Annotated in this window: 18 protein-coding genes, 1 tRNA gene and 1 pseudogene; 11 read left to right on the plus strand and 9 right to left on the minus strand. The window is 61.4% G+C overall.

The features are described from left to right. Position 1: 1 nt before the first annotated feature. Entirely contained in the window at positions 2 to 1,141 is a 1,140-nt protein-coding gene (locus AC0V8S_RS10425) for an ABC transporter permease (RefSeq protein ID WP_475437626.1), read from the minus strand. Continuing rightward, entirely contained in the window at positions 1,138 to 2,667 is a 1,530-nt protein-coding gene (locus tag AC0V8S_RS10430) for an ABC transporter ATP-binding protein (RefSeq protein WP_475437627.1), read from the minus strand. Before AC0V8S_RS10430 ends, AC0V8S_RS10425 begins: the two co-directional genes overlap by 4 nt. A 218-nt stretch (positions 2,668 to 2,885) precedes the next feature. On the opposite strand from AC0V8S_RS10430, the gene AC0V8S_RS10435 reads away from it, so the two are divergent. Then, positions 2,886 to 3,092 carry a SlyX family protein gene (locus AC0V8S_RS10435; protein ID WP_179297894.1) on the plus strand — a complete coding sequence of 69 codons (207 nt, stop codon included), beginning with the start codon at positions 2,886 to 2,888 and terminating at the stop codon, positions 3,090 to 3,092. Positions 3,093 to 3,114: 22 nt separating this feature from the next. Continuing rightward, positions 3,115 to 3,513, plus strand: a complete 399-nt coding sequence (locus AC0V8S_RS10440) for a hypothetical protein (protein ID WP_183463059.1) — start codon at positions 3,115 to 3,117, stop codon at positions 3,511 to 3,513. On the opposite strand, the gene AC0V8S_RS10445 is transcribed toward AC0V8S_RS10440, so the two are convergent. The 4 genes from AC0V8S_RS10445 to AC0V8S_RS10460 all read right to left on the minus strand — a co-directional run bounded on the left by AC0V8S_RS10445 (position 3,508) and on the right by AC0V8S_RS10460 (position 6,406). Beyond that, positions 3,508 to 3,948, minus strand: coding sequence for a GNAT family N-acetyltransferase (locus AC0V8S_RS10445; RefSeq protein WP_475437628.1), 441 nt, complete (start codon positions 3,946 to 3,948; stop codon positions 3,508 to 3,510). The two genes, AC0V8S_RS10440 and AC0V8S_RS10445, sit on opposite strands and share 6 nt — an antisense overlap. A 102-nt stretch (positions 3,949 to 4,050) precedes the next feature. Beyond that, on the minus strand, positions 4,051 to 5,040 hold the full coding sequence (locus AC0V8S_RS10450) for a BMP family lipoprotein (RefSeq protein ID WP_095199473.1): 990 nt from the start codon (positions 5,038 to 5,040) through the stop codon (positions 4,051 to 4,053). A 339-nt stretch (positions 5,041 to 5,379) separates the two neighbouring features. Then, entirely contained in the window at positions 5,380 to 6,042 is a 663-nt protein-coding gene (gene msrA, locus AC0V8S_RS10455) for a peptide-methionine (S)-S-oxide reductase MsrA (RefSeq protein WP_475437629.1), read from the minus strand. A 40-nt stretch (positions 6,043 to 6,082) separates the two neighbouring features. After that, positions 6,083 to 6,406 (minus strand): hypothetical protein, encoded by a 324-nt coding sequence (locus AC0V8S_RS10460; RefSeq protein WP_172224260.1) that lies wholly within the window; start codon positions 6,404 to 6,406, stop codon positions 6,083 to 6,085. Between the two features lie 1,182 nt (positions 6,407 to 7,588). On the opposite strand from AC0V8S_RS10460, the gene AC0V8S_RS10465 reads away from it, so the two are divergent. The 6 genes from AC0V8S_RS10465 to AC0V8S_RS10490 all read left to right on the plus strand — a co-directional run bounded on the left by AC0V8S_RS10465 (position 7,589) and on the right by AC0V8S_RS10490 (position 12,015). After that, positions 7,589 to 7,678: transfer RNA gene (locus tag AC0V8S_RS10465), tRNA-Ser, on the plus strand. A 783-nt stretch (positions 7,679 to 8,461) separates the two neighbouring features. Further along, on the plus strand, positions 8,462 to 9,085 hold the full coding sequence (locus AC0V8S_RS10470; RefSeq protein ID WP_475437630.1) for a matrixin family metalloprotease: 624 nt from the start codon (positions 8,462 to 8,464) through the stop codon (positions 9,083 to 9,085). A gap of 195 nt (positions 9,086 to 9,280) precedes the next feature. Then, positions 9,281 to 9,673 carry a hypothetical protein gene (locus AC0V8S_RS10475; RefSeq protein ID WP_475437631.1) on the plus strand — a complete coding sequence of 131 codons (393 nt, stop codon included), beginning with the start codon at positions 9,281 to 9,283 and terminating at the stop codon, positions 9,671 to 9,673. Between the two features lie 83 nt (positions 9,674 to 9,756). Next, positions 9,757 to 10,890 carry a hypothetical protein gene (locus AC0V8S_RS10480; protein ID WP_475437632.1) on the plus strand — a complete coding sequence of 378 codons (1,134 nt, stop codon included), beginning with the start codon at positions 9,757 to 9,759 and terminating at the stop codon, positions 10,888 to 10,890. A gap of 17 nt (positions 10,891 to 10,907) precedes the next feature. Then, a complete protein-coding gene (locus AC0V8S_RS10485) occupies positions 10,908 to 11,246 on the plus strand; it encodes a hypothetical protein (RefSeq protein WP_475437633.1) in 339 nt (112 codons plus the stop codon). Between the two features lie 466 nt (positions 11,247 to 11,712). Beyond that, positions 11,713 to 12,015: a DUF982 domain-containing protein gene (locus tag AC0V8S_RS10490; protein WP_475437634.1), complete on the plus strand. Its 303-nt coding sequence runs from the start codon at positions 11,713 to 11,715 to the stop codon at positions 12,013 to 12,015. Positions 12,016 to 12,152: 137 nt separating this feature from the next. Here AC0V8S_RS10490 and AC0V8S_RS10495 read toward each other — a convergent pair whose 3' ends face one another. Together AC0V8S_RS10495 and AC0V8S_RS10500 are read right to left on the minus strand one after the other, a co-directional pair. After that, positions 12,153 to 12,350: a hypothetical protein gene (locus AC0V8S_RS10495; RefSeq protein ID WP_475437635.1), complete on the minus strand. Its 198-nt coding sequence runs from the start codon at positions 12,348 to 12,350 to the stop codon at positions 12,153 to 12,155. A 141-nt stretch (positions 12,351 to 12,491) separates the two neighbouring features. Next, positions 12,492 to 12,728, minus strand: a complete 237-nt coding sequence (locus AC0V8S_RS10500; RefSeq protein WP_258581554.1) for a DUF6894 family protein — start codon at positions 12,726 to 12,728, stop codon at positions 12,492 to 12,494. A 222-nt stretch (positions 12,729 to 12,950) separates the two neighbouring features. Here AC0V8S_RS10500 and AC0V8S_RS10505 point away from each other — a divergent pair, with 222 nt between their 5' ends. Continuing rightward, complete coding sequence (locus tag AC0V8S_RS10505) at positions 12,951 to 13,670, plus strand: Crp/Fnr family transcriptional regulator (RefSeq protein ID WP_183463043.1); 720 nt, start codon at positions 12,951 to 12,953, stop codon at positions 13,668 to 13,670. A gap of 41 nt (positions 13,671 to 13,711) precedes the next feature. On the opposite strand, the gene AC0V8S_RS10510 is transcribed toward AC0V8S_RS10505, so the two are convergent. After that, positions 13,712 to 14,209, minus strand: coding sequence for a YciE/YciF ferroxidase family protein (locus AC0V8S_RS10510; RefSeq protein ID WP_475437636.1), 498 nt, complete (start codon positions 14,207 to 14,209; stop codon positions 13,712 to 13,714). Positions 14,210 to 14,605: 396 nt separating this feature from the next. Here AC0V8S_RS10510 and kdpF point away from each other — a divergent pair, with 396 nt between their 5' ends. Continuing rightward, the gene (gene kdpF / locus AC0V8S_RS10515; RefSeq protein WP_032918612.1) at positions 14,606 to 14,695 is read left to right on the plus strand and encodes a K(+)-transporting ATPase subunit F; all 90 of its coding nucleotides are present in this window, start codon (positions 14,606 to 14,608) and stop codon (positions 14,693 to 14,695) included. Between the two features lie 31 nt (positions 14,696 to 14,726). Then, positions 14,727 to 16,429: pseudogene (gene kdpA, locus AC0V8S_RS10520) on the plus strand (potassium-transporting ATPase subunit KdpA). Positions 16,430 to 16,604 lie beyond the last annotated feature (175 nt).

The raw sequence follows: 16,604 nt of genomic DNA on the forward strand, positions 1-16,604 counted from the left end.
CTCAGGCGCCCTTTCCCTTGATCGCTTCCATGCCGACCGACCTCGGGCTGAACGAGGCGAACAGCGCCTGGATGTAAGGCCTGAACATGTGTTCCAGCGCGCCGGCGAATAGGATCACCAGACCCTGGATGATGACGATCATGTCACGGCTGATCGCCGGCATCTCGAAGGCGAGTTCGGCGCCGCCCTGATAGAGCATACCGAATAGGACCGCCGCCAGCACGATGCCGACCGGATGCAGGCGCCCCATCAGCGCCACGGCGATGCCGACGAAGCCGGCGCCGGAGACGAAGTCGATCGCGACATTGTGCTGGTCGCCCATCACCGGATTGAGCGCCATCATGCCGGCGAGCGCGCCGGAGATCATCATCGCGGTGATGATGATGCGGGTTTCGGAAATGCCGGCATAGCGGGCGGCCTTCGGGCTATGACCGTAGGTGCGCATCTCATAGCCGAGCTTGGTGCGCCAGATCAGCAGCCAGACCAGGAAGGCCATGAGCAGCGCCAGCAGGAAGGTGACGTTGAGCGGCGCCGAGCGGATCTTGGCGCCGAACAGTTCGATGATCCAGTTGAGCTTCGGCAGTTCGGCGCCCGCGAAGAAGTTGCGCGTCTGCGGGGCTTGCGACCCCGCCGGCTTCAACGGCCCGACCAGAAGATAGACCATGATCGAGGCGGCGATGAAGTTGAACATGATGGTGGTGATGACGATGTGCGAACCGCGCTTGGCCTGCAGGTAGGCGGGGATCAGCGCCCACAAAGCGCCGACAACCGCCGAAGCGACGATGGCCAGTGGAAATGTCAGCCACCAGGGCAGCGTGCTGTCGAAGGACAGGCAGACGATGGCGATGCCAAGGCCAGAAATGTAGGCCTGCCCCTCGGTGCCGATGTTGAACAGGCCGCAATGCGCCGCCACCGCCACCGAAAGCCCGGTGAAGATGAAGGTGGTGGCATAGAAGAGGGTGAAGGCGATGCCGGTTCCCTTGCCGAAGGCGCCCTCGACCAGGATGACGGCGGCGCGGAACGGATTTTCGCCGACAAGGAGCACGACGAAGCCGGCGACGATGAAAGCCACCGAAAGGTTGATCAGCGGGATCAGCCCATAATCGGCCCAGGCCGGCAGTTTGGCGTAAGGCGTGCTCATGCGGCGGCCTCCTGCTCGACGCCCGCCATCAGCAGGCCAAGCTCGCCCTCGGTCGCCTCCGGGCCGCGCTCGCCGACGATGCGGCCGGCAAACATCACCAGGATGCGGTCGGAGAGCGAGCGGATCTCGTCGAGCTCGACCGACACCACCAGCACGGCCTTGCCCTGGTCGCGCATGGCAATCAGGCGCTTGTGGATGAATTCGATGGCGCCGACATCGACGCCGCGCGTTGGCTGGCCGACGATCAAAACACCCGGGTCTTGTTCCATTTCCCGCGCGAGCACGATCTTCTGCTGGTTGCCGCCGGAGAAATTGGCCGTCTTCAGCCGCGGATTGCTTGGCCGGATGTCGTATTTCTCTATCTTGTCCTTGGCGTCAGCCATGATGGCATCGACGTTGAGGAACGGCCCTTTGAGATAGCGGGGGTCGTCGTGATAGCCGAGGATGGAATTCTCGTTTTCCTCGAAGGCCAGCACCAGCCCGACATGATGGCGATCCTCCGGCACGTGAGCGAGCCCGCGGTCGCGCAGTTCGCCGGGGTCGGCCTTGCCGGTGAGATCGATCGGCTTGCCGTCCAACATGACGGAGCCGGAAACGGCGTGCCTGATGCCGGAAATCGCCTCGAGCAGTTCGGATTGGCCGTTGCCTGCGACGCCGGCAATGCCGACGATCTCGCCGGCGCGCAGGTCGAAGGAGATATCGTCGACCATGGTGACGCCACGGGAATCCTTGACCGTCAGGTTCTTGACCGCGAGCTTGACGGCGCCGGCTTCGGCTTCGCCCTTCTCGACCCGCAGCAGCACACGGCGCCCGACCATCAGTTCGGCCAGTTCCTCGACGGTGGTTTTCTTGGTCTCGCGGGTCGCCACCATCGTGCCTTGGCGCATGACCGAGACGGTGTCGGTGATGGCCATGATCTCGCGCAGCTTGTGGGTGATCAGCACCACCGTCTTTCCCTGCTCCTTCAACTGCTTGAGGATGCGGAACAGGTGGTCGGCCTCGGCCGGCGTTAACACGCCGGTCGGCTCGTCGAGGATCAGGATTTCGGCGCCGCGATAGAGCGCCTTGAGGATTTCGACGCGCTGCTGCAGGCCGACCGGCAGTTCCTCGATGATGGCGTCGGGATCGACCTCGAGCCCGTATTCGCGCTCCAGCCGCTCCAGCTCGGAACGCGCCTTGGCGATGCTGTGCTTCAGCAGCGCATCGCTTTCGGCGCCAAGAATGATGTTTTCCAGCACCGTGAAATTATCGACCAGCATGAAATGCTGGTGCACCATGCCGATGCCGAGCGCGATCGCGTCGTTGGGCGTCTTGATCGACGCCGGCTTGCCGCCGACGCGGATTTCGCCGCTGTCGGCCTGGTAGAAGCCATAGAGGATCGACATCAGCGTCGACTTGCCGGCGCCGTTCTCGCCGACGATGCCGTGGATGGTGCCGCGCGCGATCTCCAGATTGATGTCGCGGTTGGCACGCACGGCGCCAAAACTCTTGTTGATGCCGATCAGTTCGATTGCGGCTTGCGCCATGCAGCCAGTCCCACTCTTATTTTTTTATCGCTTGGTCAAAACGCCTAGCATGACGCTCCGCCCATGCCAATCGGCCGGAGCAGCATCCACTCTCGGCAAATCCCGGTGCGCTTGTCAATTTCCAACGTGTCCGCCAGCTTCATATTCGCTAATATGACGACGTCGAAATTCGCATCACGATGCAAGGCGTTGTGGTGCAGCATCAGGGACTGCAAATGATCATGCCCGCCGACCGGCTGACGACGCTGGAAATCCGCGCCGCCGAGCAGGAAAAGACCATCGAGGAATTGTCGGGCCAGATCGCCGAGCAGTGGAAGGTGGTCGAACGCATGCAGCGTAAGCTCGACGCCCTGACCGACCGTTTCCTGGCGCTGGAGGAACAGTCGGCACCCGACGTGCCCGTAACCAAGCCGCCACACTGGTGAGGAAAAGGGGAGGGCGCAAATCATGGCCAGTGAAAGCGACCGTATCGCAAGGGCCGGCGACTATGTGCTCGGCCTGATGAACGACGCGGAGCGCGAGCGGGCCGAGCGCGACCTCGAGATCGATCCCGCCTTCCGCGACGCGGTGGTGCGGCTTGCCGAACGCATGCATGTCTTCGACCGCGTCGAAAAACCTGCCTTGCCCGCCAATCATTGGGCACTGGTCACGCAACGCCTCGCCGAATTGCCGCAGATGCGCAGCGTTGGTCTGGGCAATGATGCCAAATCGCGAACGGTGATCCGAAGCCTGTCCCTGCCGCCATATGGCATTGGCGTGCATTCGCTCGGCGGCCGGCGCGGATTTTTCGTCGCCATCGTGCTGATTGTGGTCTTCGCGCTCGGCTATCTAGTGGGTCGGCTATAGCCCGAGCTCGCGCGACATCAGCAACATGGGGTGGCCGTCCTGCTCGAACGGCTCGACGACCACCCAACCGAGCGCGGAATAGAAATCACGCGCTTCCCACGTATAGAGGTAGAGCCTCTCCACATCGATCGACGCCGCATGCGCTTCGATGGCCGCGACCAGCGCACTGCCGATCCCCTTGTTGCGGTGGTTGCGATCGACGACCAAGCCGGCCAACCATGGCGTCAGGTCGTGCGCCGGCTCCAATTCGTGGCGGACCAGCAGGCATGTGCCGACCGCTACGTCGTCGACCCGCGCCACCAACGCCGTCTCGAAGCCGTCCCCGATTAGCAGCGTGCGGAGCCCGGCGGCGTCCTCGTCCGGCGTCCTCGCGCTGCCCTCGAAAAAGGCGGCAACGCGCAATCGTGCCCCCGCCACGACGTCACGGTCGGCCATGGGTTCTATGATCGCTTCACTCTTGCCTCGGTCGTCAGACGTCTTCCAAAAACAAAACCGCCGGGCCAAAGCCCGGCGGTTCGCAAAATGAGTGCTTGCCGATCAATAGGGGCAGGCGTTGTCGGCCGTGTAGTCGTGCACCTGGATCTTGCCGGCGATGATGTCGGCTTTGGCCTTTTCGACCGCCGCTTTCATCTCAGGGGTGACCAGCGCCTTGTTGTTGTCGTCCATGGCGTAGTCGACGCCGCCTTCCTTGAGGCCGAGATTCTCGAGGCCACCCTTGAAGGTGCCGTTCTTGCCATCCATGAAGGCGGTGTAGACGGCAACGTCGACGCGCTTCATCATCGAGGTCAGAACCTTGCCTGGCTGCAGGCCATTCTGGTTGGAATCGACGCCGATGCCGAGCTTGCCGGCATCCGCCGCCGCCTGCAGCACGCCGACGCCGGTGCCGCCGGCCGCGGCGTAGACCACGTCGGAGCCCTGGTCGATCTGCGTCTTGGCGATTTCGCCACCCTTGGCCGGGTCGTTCCAGGCGGCCGGCGTGTCGCCGGTCATGTTCTGGATGACGTCGGTCGCGCCGGCCGACTTGGCGCCGCCGACATAGCCGCATTCGAACTTGCGGATCAGCGGGATGTCCATGCCGCCGATGAAGGAGACCTTCTTCGTCTTCGATGCCATCGCCGCCATGATGCCGACGAGGTAGGAGCCTTCATTCTCCTTGAACACCAGCGAGCGGACATTGGGCAGGTCGACGGCGTCGTCGATGATGGCGAAGTTCAGGTCGGGATATTCGGCCGCGACCTTCTTCAGCGCATCCTCCCAGGCAAAGCCGGCCATGACGATCGGGTTGTGGCCGTCCTCGGCGAAGCGGCGCAGCGCCTGCTCGCGCTGCGAGGCGTTGGAGACCTCGAATTCGACATAGGGGACGCCGGTCTCGGTCTTGAATTTCTCGGCGCCATGGAAGGCAGCCTCGTTGAAGGATTTGTCGAACTTGCCGCCCAGATCGTAGAGGATGGCCGGCTGGACATCCGCGGCGAAAGCCGGAAGAACCATTGCGGTTGCGGCCAGGAGGCCGAGAACGATACGTTTCATGTGATCCACACCCTGTCGGTTATTTTTTCCGTTACGCACCGCCTGGCTGCCCGGTTCACCGGCAACCACGCGACGTCAGCCAGGAGTGTATTCCCCTCCCGCTCCTGGGCAATCTGGCACGGCCCGAAACAAAATTCACGCGGAATTTTGACCTTTTGGAAAAGCGTGCCACGGGCAGACCGTGCCGCAAGGCGATCCTTGCGCGCAAGAGCGGTTCATCGTTTCACGGAAACGCCGAACCGCTCTAACTTTTTGTTTTGACGCAATTCCTGTGGGGAAAGCGCTATGCGCTTTTCCCGGGAAAACCGCTTCACACTTTTCCTGGAATTGCTCCAGCCGTCAGGCGGTGGCGGCCGGCATGGCGCAGGCGATGCCCGTGCCCTTGAGGTTGCAGTAGCCGTAAGGGTTCTTTGCCAGATATTGCTGGTGATCGGCCTCGGCGAAGTAGAAGGCGGGCGCCGGCGCGATCTCGGTGGTGATCCGGCCGTGACCGGCACCGCGCAGCGCCGCCTGATAGGCGTCGCGCGAGGCGTTCGCCGCCTGGAATTGCGCATCGCCGGATGTGTAGATCGCGGAGCGGTAGGTGGTGCCGACATCATTGCCCTGGCGCATGCCTTGCGTCGGGTCATGGCTTTCCCAGAACAGTCGCAGAAGGTCGGCATAGGAGACGATCTTGGGGTCGAAGACGACCAGCACCACTTCGGCATGGCCGGTCAGCCCCGTGCAGGTTTCCTGATAGGTCGGATTGGGCGTGATGCCGCCGGCATAGCCGACGGCGGTAACCCAGACGCCTTCGGTCTGCCAGAACAGGCGCTCGGCGCCCCAGAAGCAGCCAAGCCCGAACATCGCCGTCTCCAGCCCCTCGGGGTAGGGCCCCTTGAGCGGCCTTTTCAGGACATGGTGCTTGGAAATTGTCGGGATCGCCTTGGCACGACCCGGCAAAGCCTCGGACGGCTTCGGCATATTGAGCTTCTTGTTCAGCATGTCGCTGAGAAAGAACATGCGTGGGCTTCCTTCCCTGGGCGGGTAGCAAGAAAATTGATCAGTTGGCGGCGAATTGGCCTGTGCGCCGCTGGCGCCTGTAGCCGATGGCGTAGAGCAGGAAGGCCAGCACCGCGAACACGGCAAAGCCCGGCTGGTTAAGCACCCAGGCGATGGCGCCATCCCACAGCAGCGGGCTGGCCTTGGCGCGGACGAAGGTTTCGAAGGCCGCCCGCGTGTCCGGCGAGACGGCCAGCCAGCTGGCATTGAGCGGGGTCAGCACAAGCGCCGAAGCCGCCACCGTGCGCGTCGTGTCGAGCACCGCCATGATGACGGAAACCGACAGCGCGACCATGGCGGCGAGACGAAAAATGAAGCGAAACATCAAGCTCTCCCCCGGCCGATCCTGGACAGGATCTCCGGCACCAGCGAGAAATAGAGTGCGCATGGCTTGCCCGCAACCGCGATACGCGAATTTGAAGGTTCGCTCTCTCCCTATGTCACCGGCTTGCGCCTGCGCCGATGAACGAGCCAGACGGCGAGAATGCCGCCGCCGATGGCGCCGACCACCAGCCCGCCCAGGCCGAAGAAGGCGGCGAAATAGCCGCAGCCACCCTCGAAGCAGCTCACCTCGGCGACATCGGCGATCACCGAACCGGCAAGGAAGCCGCCCACGGCACCGAATGATGCCGAGCAAGGCAGCGACAATGGAAACGCCGACCGGCGGTGCTTCGGTTTGCGGCTTGGCGTAGACGGTCTCGGCGCCGGAGCCGCCGCGCAGCAGGTAGATGCAAAGCAGGCCGATGCCGATTTCGATGGCGGAGATGCCCAGGCTCCTGGCGGAGAAGACGAACTCCGGCACGACAAGCACATAGGCCTGCCTAGCCAGCACCCAGACGATGAGGGCGATCTGCCAGACAGTGAAATGGCGGGGGAAGCGCCCCGAGCGGCCAAAGGCGAGGCCGAGCAGGTAAAGCCCCCACAGGATGATGATGACATCGGCGGCGAGCCCGCCAAGCAGGAAGTAGAGGATCTTGTCCGGCACGCCGGAATTGCCGACCAGCCACCAGGCCGAGGCCAGGCCATAGACCGACCATGCCATGACGAAGATGAGCCAGCCCACCGGGACGTAAAAAAGGTCGCCACCCGGGCGGCTGGCTGGCGCCTGCCCACGGCCCGGTTGTTCGCTGCTTGATGTCATGTCGGGACGATGCCCCCGCAAAGCCTCTGCTCCACTCGACAGGTGGCCGGCGGCGAAGTCAAGCGCGGCGGGTCCTGCGGCCTTGCCTGTGCACATCATTCGGGGCCGACACCCCGGAAACGGGTGCGATGGTGGCCTCGCGAAACACCATGTGGCCGGCAAAGCGAATAGACTGCGCTTATGGCTTGGCATTCGGCGCGGGATCGACTAGATGAGCCCCGCGCCTGTTGCTTCGACGGCTCAGGTGCCGGGGAAGGATGTCCGCTGGTTGGGCGGCATCCATGGCGCGGACATTCCGCACCGCGGCCGAAGGAGATGCATCTCCCCAACCCGCGCGGCGAAACCGGCCGGCGCGAAGGCAAGGACGGAGAGGTGGCCGAGTGGTTGAAGGCGCACGCCTGGAAAGTGTGTTTACGGGAGACCGTAACGCGGGTTCGAATCCCGCTCTCTCCGCCATCCTGCTTCGCTCTTCGAGCTTCGCAGGATTGGAGAAAGCGCTGGAACGAAGCAGGATGCCCTCCGAAGCCTTGGCGTAGGAGGGCGGGTTCGAACTTTCTCCCGCGTCCCCACCACATAAATTTTCAAGTCTTTGAAACGGTTGACAAACCAAGACCCCTATCCGTCTGAAGTCATCTGCACGCTTGAGAAACGCCCCGCCACACTGTGGCTCGCTCAGGGGGGCGGCACACCAAATGACAGCGAAAAGTTTACCTGCATAGCAAGTCCCGCAACCAAAAGGGACCAACGTACGATGGTCACTAGAAGCACATCGATATCAGCTTCATTGTTTCGATCTGGCATAGTCTAGCGCGAACTGAAGGTAGCCTCTGATTGCCCTTCACCGACGATGAAATCCGGTCAGCCGCGACGGATAAGTGTCGGGCGGCTCAGGTACTTATTGGCCGTGAGGCAGATGACGATGCGGGATCACTACGTTTCAAATGAAAGACGCTAGGCAAGTGCCACAAGACGTGTGATTATCATCGCCTTTATCATTTCGTAAACAACAACAGAGTTCCAGACTACGGGGAGGAAACTGTAAATGGCCAGGAGATCAAAAGTCGTACCGCGTAACCCGGTCCAGACGGCAGATGCGCCGGTGAAGATTTGTTTTGAACGCATTATACCCGATGAACTTGATCAAGAACGCTTCGTGCGGCGGCGGATGCGGGAGCAGATGATTGAGGCGGCGGGAGGCGAAAGAAGCTCAAGGCCAGCGGGGTTCTGGGCGTCGCCAGGATGGCCCTGGTCAACTCCAAGAAATGGAGCCCGGGGACAACATTGCGTTGCCGGTTTCTGGACGGTAGCGCCAAGATGAAGTCCAAGGTGAAAGCAGTCGCGCTCGAGTGGCAAAAATATGCCGATGTCAAGCTGAAATTCGTTAGCCAGGGAGACGCCGAAATTCGGATTTCATTCTTTGCCGACAACGGCTCGTGGTCCGCAATCGGTCGGGATGCCCTTAACGCGAGCTACTTTCCCACCAACCAGCCGACGATGAATTACGGCTGGTTGCGTGATGACACGGACGAAGAAGAATACCACAGGGTGGTCACGCATGAATTCGGCCACGCCCTTGGCTGTATCCATGAGCATCAATCACCCAAATTTACGCGCACCTGGAATGAGTCTGCGGTAATGAAATATTTCCAGGGCCCCCCAAATTACTGGAGTCCGGAAGACATCAGGGTCAATGTCCTGGAGAAATATTCACCGAAAGGCATAACAGCCACCGATTTTGACCCGAAATCCATCATGCTCTATGCATTCGACGGAGCCCTTTTCTCGGATGGCCTTGGGCCTACCAACCAAAACACTGCGGTGTCGGACAAGGACGTGGCCATGATCAAGAAGATGTATCCGTAACCTTCGGCGGGCCTCTTTTCACGAGCAATGATTGCGAAAGGGGCGATGGTGGCGGGTACTTCGAAGAATACTGCAAAGGCTCCGGCCGCACCCACCCGCCAGGCTCAATCCAACGGGGGTAGCCAGCAAGGTGAACCTGTTGACGACGCCGCAGCCAGGCTCGGCGCAGAATCGACCGCTCCCGGTGGCGGGGGCTTGCCCGCCGATGCCGCAGCACTGACGCCGGACGCCCTCGGCATGCCGCTGCGGCTCGGCAATCGGACATTTAGACAGAATAGCCGCCTTCATGGCCGCCGCCTCACCGTCCTTCCCGATCTGCCGGACATCCGGGATCGCATTTATCAGCCACGCCTTCGCGCGCTGGAGCCCAGCATTTATCCAAGAATTGCGTTCACGGTCAGGAACCAGGGAGGCTTGCAGAGCTGCACCGGGCATGCGCTGGCGCATGCCCTAGACTGCTTACTGCATCGCGAGGAGTTGCAGTCCGCCGCCAAGCGAGTCAGCGCGCGCATGCTTTACGAAATGGCTAAGCGGAACGACGAGTGGGCCGGTACCAGCTATGTCGGATCGAGCATCCGGGTGCCATAAAGGGATTTTACCGAAACGGTGCTTGCAGCGAAGCGCTTGCTCCCGACGGAACTGATGATGGGAACTGGACCCTGACCTACGAGATGGCCAAGGATGCTAGAGGGACGCGCCTTGGTGCCTATTACCGGCTGCAGCCCGATCTTACCGACTTTCATGCCGCGATCGACGAGGTCGGCGCGATCTATGTGTCGGCGCATATCCACGAGAACTGGACCAGCCCGCAAAAGAGGCAAACGGCCGACGGGTGGACGGGTGAGTACCAGATCAAGCCCGGCGGGCCAGCTGCTGGCGGTCATGCCTTCGCCCTGGTCGGCTATGATGCTGAAGGTTTTTGGGTGCTGAACTCATGGGGATCTGAATGGGGGCGCGGTGGCGTGGCCCATTGGCTCTATGAGGACTGGGCGGCAACGATGATGGACGCCTGGGTACTGCAACTCGGTGTCCGCGCGCCGTCGGCCTTCAGCGCCTTTCCGCGAAGCGTCCCCTCCGGCGTGGTCGTTCCGAACGCCGCAAGCGCCCCCAACCGGGGCGACATTGTCGGCCACTTTATCAATATAGATGATGGTCGCTACGTGCTCGACGGCCGCTACGCATCGCCGACGGCAGCCGAGATGGACGAGACGATCAAGCGGATTGTCGATCCGAACTCCAACAAGGACGTCGGCAAAGACACCGGCAAAGGCTATGACCATCTGTTGATCTACGCGCATGGCGGTTTGAACACGCCGGATGACGAAGCGAATCGGATCGCTGTTTGGAAGCGCAACGAAATCTTCTCTCGAAACCGGATTTATAACTTTCATCTCATGTGGGGTTCGGGGTTCATCGACGAGGCGTTCGGGCCACTCTCTCAAACCGCCAACGCGCGCGCCGGCGGAATCCTCGGCGACGTCTTGTTCGAAACCATCGGGAAGCCGCTGGGCACACGTGCCTGGCGCAACATGAAGCAGGACGCAAGGGCCGCGTTCCTGCAGAATCGACAGGACGGCTATGGTGGCGGACTGTATGGCTTGTCGATGCTGCTCAAGGGGCTGGACAAGGCTGGACGGCGCCGAAACTACATCTGGTTGGACACAGCGCCGGCGCGATCATACTGGGCCGATTCCTTGAAGTATTCAAAGATATCGGCCTTGCCAACATCGAGTTGGAAACTATCCATCTCATGGCGCCCGCCTGTACCGTCGATTTCTTCAATGCGCTCTACGGTCCTTACCTGAGGAAAAACAGTCCGCTCGTGGGCAAGCTGTATATGTACAACCTCGATGGCCGGCTCGAGCTCGACGATAAAGTCGGCGTCGCGCCGCTCCCCTCCTATAGTCATTCCCTGCTCTACCTGGTGTCACGCGCCTATGAAGACGCTCCAAACACGCCGCTAGCCGGGATGCAGATCTATGACTCTTTCACGGCTTCATACAAACAGCTCTCGACAAGCTATTCGGTAGGCAAAGATACCGGCCCGACGAGCCACGGAGGCTTTGACAATGATCCGGCAACGCTGACGGCGATCATGTCCCGCATACTGGGCGGCAAGGTCCCCGAGCCCCCGACGGCCGGCGAGCTCACGGGCTACTGACCGGTTCAATCAACGATGACGGATTCTAGATGTTTTCGGTCTGACCTTCCAGGCTTTGCGCCTCAGCGAGAACGCAGCGGGTTCAAACTCAGCAGGCAGTACGAACAGAGGCTAGGAGCCAAGAAGGAATTCGCCGATGACGGAAGTGCTGAAGGCTATCCAGGCAGCCAACGCAGGAGGCCAGGAACGCCGAGCCATATATCCAACCGTGCGCATCACGTTCACCACTTCGTGTCCTTTCAGGCGATAAAGGACGCCGGATTCTTGCTATGCTGTTTCCTCCTTGAGGGGGAAACATGCCGGACATCAGGTGGACCGGGCATCTGATGTAGCCCTACGGGCCATCGGCGTGGAGGAACAAAAGCGTCCATTTGGAACCTCCCGCCTTGCCGCGCGTTTCACGGCGTCCCGTCCGTGGACCAGCCCGGATATTTCTCCTGGCGCTGCGACAATCAGGAGCCGTTTCATGTACGACAAGCTGTTTCATTCGCCGGTGGCGCTCACCGTCGGCCTTGGCTTCAAGCGCGAGATTGCCTCGCTGGCCGAAATGCACGATTTCCTGACCGACTGGACGACGTCGCGCCGTGGTCCGCTTTATCGCAATGCTGTCGAAGCGTGTGGCCTTGCGCTGGAAGGCTGCATCACCAGGGATGAAGCGCGCCGTGCGCTCGTCGCATTCGCGAAAGCCACTGGCATTCTCTGGCCCGAGATCGAGCCGGTGATCGTGGCGCGCGCCGTCGCGCGCGGCTGTGGCGGCTACGCCGCCTGAGTTTGAGGCCATCCGCTCGTGGTGGCCAATTCCGCATCGACCGTCACTGAAAGCCCGGCCTGGACCTCCCGAGCCGGGCTTTGCTTTTGCTGCACGAAGATCGCAACTATCTCTCGATAATGTTTGTCGAGAGGCGATCAACCTTTCGAAGGTGCCCGCCTGCGTGCCGGCCTGGGCCTCGTCGGATCAGGCGCCTGCGCTGACTGCGCGGCAAGGCGCAACTCTCTCAGCCTGGCTGTCTTTGCTTCGCGGGCCGCCCGCTCGGCATCGATCACGATCTGCGATTCACGTTTGGCGCGCTCGTCGCGCTGGGTGTCGACTTTTGCACGGTTCATCTGCTGCTACCTCCATCCCGCAGGGGGCGGTTCGGAACAAATCGCCGCCTCTTCCGGCCCCGCATGGTGCAGCGTCGCGGCGGGGACGGCGATTACAAATGATGGTCGGAAGACTTTTGTCATCGATATCGGGGAGGGCCGTCAGTCGCACCACCCCGAAGAGACGACGAGCGATGCCTCGAAGATACGGCGTCCACTCTCGTCGCGCACCTTGACGGTAATGGCCGTGCGGTCGTTCTCGATCATCTCATCACGGACGATGTCGGGCAGGATGCGGATCGCTTCGCGCCGCAGCCGCTCGCGCGTTTCGAAGACCTGGCCGTCATCATCGACCGTCAGACCGTCGCCATTGTAGAGGTCGAGATAGTATCGAGGCATGATGGGCTGAACCTCAGGCTGATGAAATGGCGAGATAGTCAATCGACAATTCGCGGGCTAAGCAGTTGTTCCATCAGCGGGCGGCATTTGCCGTGGAACAAGCAGGCCTAACAAATGTTAATGCCCGTAAGCTTCCAAAGGCCTAGTCCATCCCAAGCCGCCTTTTGCTTCCGACAGAACACATGGCGATCGGCTTCTCAGGCCCTTTCGCTGGAGGTTGCGGTGCTTGAATCCCTCTACCTGAACCTGGGTCAGCATGACGCGCTGTCAGACGCCGAGAAGGCGCTGCTGGCTGGCGCCATGACCTTCGAGCGGCATTTCGCCACCGGCCAGGACATTGTCGCATCGGGATCGCGGCCGACCTATTCAACGCTGATCCTCGACGGGCTGGCGGCGCGCTATAAGGTGCTGGAGAATGGCGGCCGGCAGTTCACCTCATTGCAGGTGCCCGGCGACTTCGTCGATCTCCATGCCTTCCTGCTGAAGACGATGGATCACGGCATCGTCGCTTTGTCGCCCTGTCATGTCATGTTCGCCGATCACGGCCGGCTACGCACCATCACCGAGCAGGCGCCGCATTTGACCCGGCTGTTGTGGCTGGACACGCTGGTCGACGGCGCCATCCACCGCGAATGGATCGTCGCCATGGGGCGGCGCTCCAAGACTTCGCATCTGGCGCATCTGGTCTGTGAGCTTTTCGTGCGGTTGCAGGTGGTGCAGCGCACCAACGGCATGAGCTTCCACCTGCCGCTCTCGCAAGCGGAGATGGCCGACGTGCTTGGCCTGTCGGTGGTGCACATGAACCGGGTTATCGGCGCCTTGCGCAAGGTCGGCGTCGTCAGCTGGGCAAACCACGCGGTGACCATTCTGGACTGGCACCGGCTGCAGGAAATCGCCGAGTTCGACCCGACCTATCTCAGCATGATGCGGGAGCCACGTTAGCTTATTCCTGACGCGGCTCCCCTGATCCTGTGCGTGAAGATTTATGCTGCTTCGGCCGCGACGTTGACAGCCGACTCCGCGATCGTGGTCAGCGCCTGGTCCGTAGCCTTCTCTTCCTTCAGCGTCGCTTCGAGAAGCGTCACGGCTTCGTTCAGGCCGAGTTCACCGGCCCACGTCCTCAGCGTGCCATAGCGCGAGATCTCGTAGTGTTCGACCGCTTGCGCGGCGGCCAGCAGGCCGGCATCGAGCGCGGGAGATCCCTTGTACTCTTCCATGATCTCGGCACCTTCCTCGGTGATGCCCATGATGGCCGCACAGGTCTTGCCGACCGGCTTCTTGCCGATGACGCCGAAGACTTTCTCCAGCCTGGCGACATGGCCTTCGGTTTCGGTGCGGTGCTTTTCGAAGGCGGCTTTCAGCTCGGCGCTTTGCGCGGCCTTGGTCATTTTCGGCAGCGTCGCCAATATCTTCTTTTCGGCGAAATAGATGTCCTTCAGCGTGTCGTGAAACAGGTCGTCGAGTATTTTCTGTTTTGCCATCGTCATATCCCTTTGGTGAGCCCTCTGGTCGACAATCTCCCGCTGGAGGATTCGTTCCGCCCGTTCAGCCAATGAGTGATCGCGACGAGCCGTCCGGCAAAAAATCTTTATAAAATTCCTATTTCTTTCCGGTCCGCGCCGTCTCGAACCTTTATGGCGATCGGGTCCATATCCTCCAGGGAACACACAGCTCGGTCGCGATTATCTGTCGTGGCGGAGTGGTTCCATTTGGTTTCCGCCTGCCGACTGCAGGTGCACAGCGCAATGCGCAAATAAAACGAAGATAAGGAATACACACGATGGATATCGTCGTTATCGGGCTGGAGATTTTGTTTTTCGCTCTCTCCGTCGCCTACATAAAAGTCTGCGACATTCTTTGAGCCGGAGGATCGAAACATGCTTCTCGACTATATCCTCGGCGGCGGTGTGACCTTGTTCCTGCTCGCCTACCTGACATACGCCCTGGTTCGCCCAGAACGCTTCTGACGGCAACAGCAAGGCACGGAAAGCTACAGCCATGACTCTCAACGGATGGATACAGATCCTCGCCTACTGCGTGGTCGTCGTTCTGCTGGTGAAGCCGCTCGGCGGCTACATGTACCGCGTTTTCAACGGCGATCGCACATTCCTCTCGCCGATCCTCGGCCCGTCGAACGGGCACTTTACCGCATTTCGGGAACCAGCGAGCGCGAGGAGCAGCACTGGACCGCCTATGCGGCCGGCATCATGTTCTTCAGCCTGGCCAGCTTCCTCGTGCTCTATGTCCTGCTGCGCCTGCAGGGCGTCCTGCCCTACAATCCGGCCGGCATGACAGCGGTTGAGCAGAACCTTGCCTTCAACACCGCCGTCAGCTTCGTGACCAACACTAACTGGCAGAATTACGGCGGCGAAAGCACGATGTCCTACCTCGTGCAGATGGCTGGCCTGACCGTGCAGAACTTCATGTCCGCGGCGGTCGGCATCGCCATCGCGGTGGCGCTGATCCGCGGCTTCGCCCGGCATTCGGTCAAGTCGATCGGCAATTTCTGGGTCGATATGACCCGCTGCACACTCTACATCCTCCTGCCGGCCTGCATCGTGCTGACCCTTGTCTATGTCTGGCTCGGCATGCCGCAGACGCTCGGCCCCTATGTCGACGCCACCACGCTCGAAGGCGCCAAACAGACGCTCGCCCTTGGCCCTGTCGCCTCGCAGGTCGCCATCAAGATGCTCGGCACCAATGGCGGCGGCTTCTTCAACGCCAATGCCGCGCATCCTTTCGAAAACCCCGACGCGATCTCCAACTTCATCCAGATGGTGACGATCTTCGCGCTTGGCGCCTCGCTGACCAACGTGTTCGGCCGCATGGTCGGCAACCAGCGCCAGGGCTGGGCGATCCTGGCAACGATGGGTGTCCTGTTCATCGCCGGCGTCACCATCTGCTACTGGGCGGAAGCCGCCGGCAATCCGCTGGTGCACGCGCTCGGCATCGACGGCGGCAACATGGAAGGCAAGGAGAGCCGCTTTGGTATCGCCTTGTCGGCACTGTTCGCCGTCATCACGACGGCCGCCTCCTGCGGCGCGGTCAATGCCATGCATGACTCGTTCACCGCGATCGGCGGCTTCATACCGATGATCAACATGCAGCTCGGCGAAGTCATCGTCGGCGGCGTCGGCGCCGGTTTCTACGGTATCCTGATGTTCATCGTCATCGCCGTCTTCGTCGCCGGCCTGATGGTCGGCCGCACGCCCGAATATCTCGGCAAGAAGATCGAGGCCAAGGAGGTCAAGATGGCGATGCTCGCCATCCTCGCCCTGCCTCTGGTCATGTTGGTCTTCACGGCCATCGCGGTCGTGCTGCCAAGTGCTGTGGCCTCGATGGCCAATGGCGGTCCGCACGGCTTCTCCGAAGTTCTCTATGCCTACACTTCGGCGGCGGCGAACAACGGCTCGGCCTTTGGCGGCCTCAGCGGCAACACGCCCTGGTACAACATCACGCTCGGCATCACCATGTGGGTGGGGCGCTTCTTCGTCATCATCCCAGCGCTTGCCATCGCCGGCTCGCTGGTGGCGAAAAAGACGGTTCCGGCCTCCGCCGGCACCTTCCCGACCGACGGTCCGCTCTTCGTCGGCCTGCTGGTCGGCGTCATCCTGATCGTCGTTGGCCTCACCTTCTTCCCGGCGCTGGCGATCGGACCGATCGTCGAACACCTGGCCATGATCCACGGGCAGACCTTCTGAGGCCGCCATGTCCTGGTTCAAAACACGCGTCGCAACGTTGAGCGTCGGACCGACAGAGAGGGGGAGAATCCCCCCTCCTTTCCCGACCGTGTCCACATTCCTCGGCATTGCGGCAGCCATGATCGTGATCTGGCTGCTGGTCTATGGGCCGCCGCATCTTCCTTCGGCATCCGAT

It is taken from the genome of Mesorhizobium oxytropidicola, from assembly GCF_056174625.1.

Excerpts from the sequence above, each read along its gene's own strand:
- AC0V8S_RS10425 (WP_475437626.1), bottom strand. The coding sequence starts at position 1,141 with ATGAGCACGCCTTACGCCAAACTGCCGGCCTGGGCCGATTATGGGCTG.
- AC0V8S_RS10430 (WP_475437627.1), bottom strand. The coding sequence starts at position 2,667 with ATGGCGCAAGCCGCAATCGAACTGATCGGCATCAACAAGAGTTTTGGC.
- AC0V8S_RS10440 (WP_183463059.1), top strand. The coding sequence starts at position 3,115 with ATGGCCAGTGAAAGCGACCGTATCGCAAGGGCCGGCGACTATGTGCTC.
- AC0V8S_RS10445 (WP_475437628.1), bottom strand. The coding sequence starts at position 3,948 with ATGGCCGACCGTGACGTCGTGGCGGGGGCACGATTGCGCGTTGCCGCC.
- AC0V8S_RS10450 (WP_095199473.1), bottom strand. The coding sequence starts at position 5,040 with ATGAAACGTATCGTTCTCGGCCTCCTGGCCGCAACCGCAATGGTTCTT.
- msrA (WP_475437629.1), bottom strand. The coding sequence starts at position 6,042 with ATGTTCTTTCTCAGCGACATGCTGAACAAGAAGCTCAATATGCCGAAG.
- AC0V8S_RS10460 (WP_172224260.1), bottom strand. The coding sequence starts at position 6,406 with ATGTTTCGCTTCATTTTTCGTCTCGCCGCCATGGTCGCGCTGTCGGTT.
- AC0V8S_RS10470 (WP_475437630.1), top strand. The coding sequence starts at position 8,462 with ATGGCCCTGGTCAACTCCAAGAAATGGAGCCCGGGGACAACATTGCGT.
- AC0V8S_RS10480 (WP_475437632.1), top strand. The coding sequence starts at position 9,757 with ATGGCCAAGGATGCTAGAGGGACGCGCCTTGGTGCCTATTACCGGCTG.
- AC0V8S_RS10490 (WP_475437634.1), top strand. The coding sequence starts at position 11,713 with ATGTACGACAAGCTGTTTCATTCGCCGGTGGCGCTCACCGTCGGCCTT.
- AC0V8S_RS10495 (WP_475437635.1), bottom strand. The coding sequence starts at position 12,350 with ATGAACCGTGCAAAAGTCGACACCCAGCGCGACGAGCGCGCCAAACGT.
- AC0V8S_RS10500 (WP_258581554.1), bottom strand. The coding sequence starts at position 12,728 with ATGCCTCGATACTATCTCGACCTCTACAATGGCGACGGTCTGACGGTC.
- AC0V8S_RS10510 (WP_475437636.1), bottom strand. The coding sequence starts at position 14,209 with ATGGCAAAACAGAAAATACTCGACGACCTGTTTCACGACACGCTGAAG.
- kdpF (WP_032918612.1), top strand. The coding sequence starts at position 14,606 with ATGCTTCTCGACTATATCCTCGGCGGCGGTGTGACCTTGTTCCTGCTC.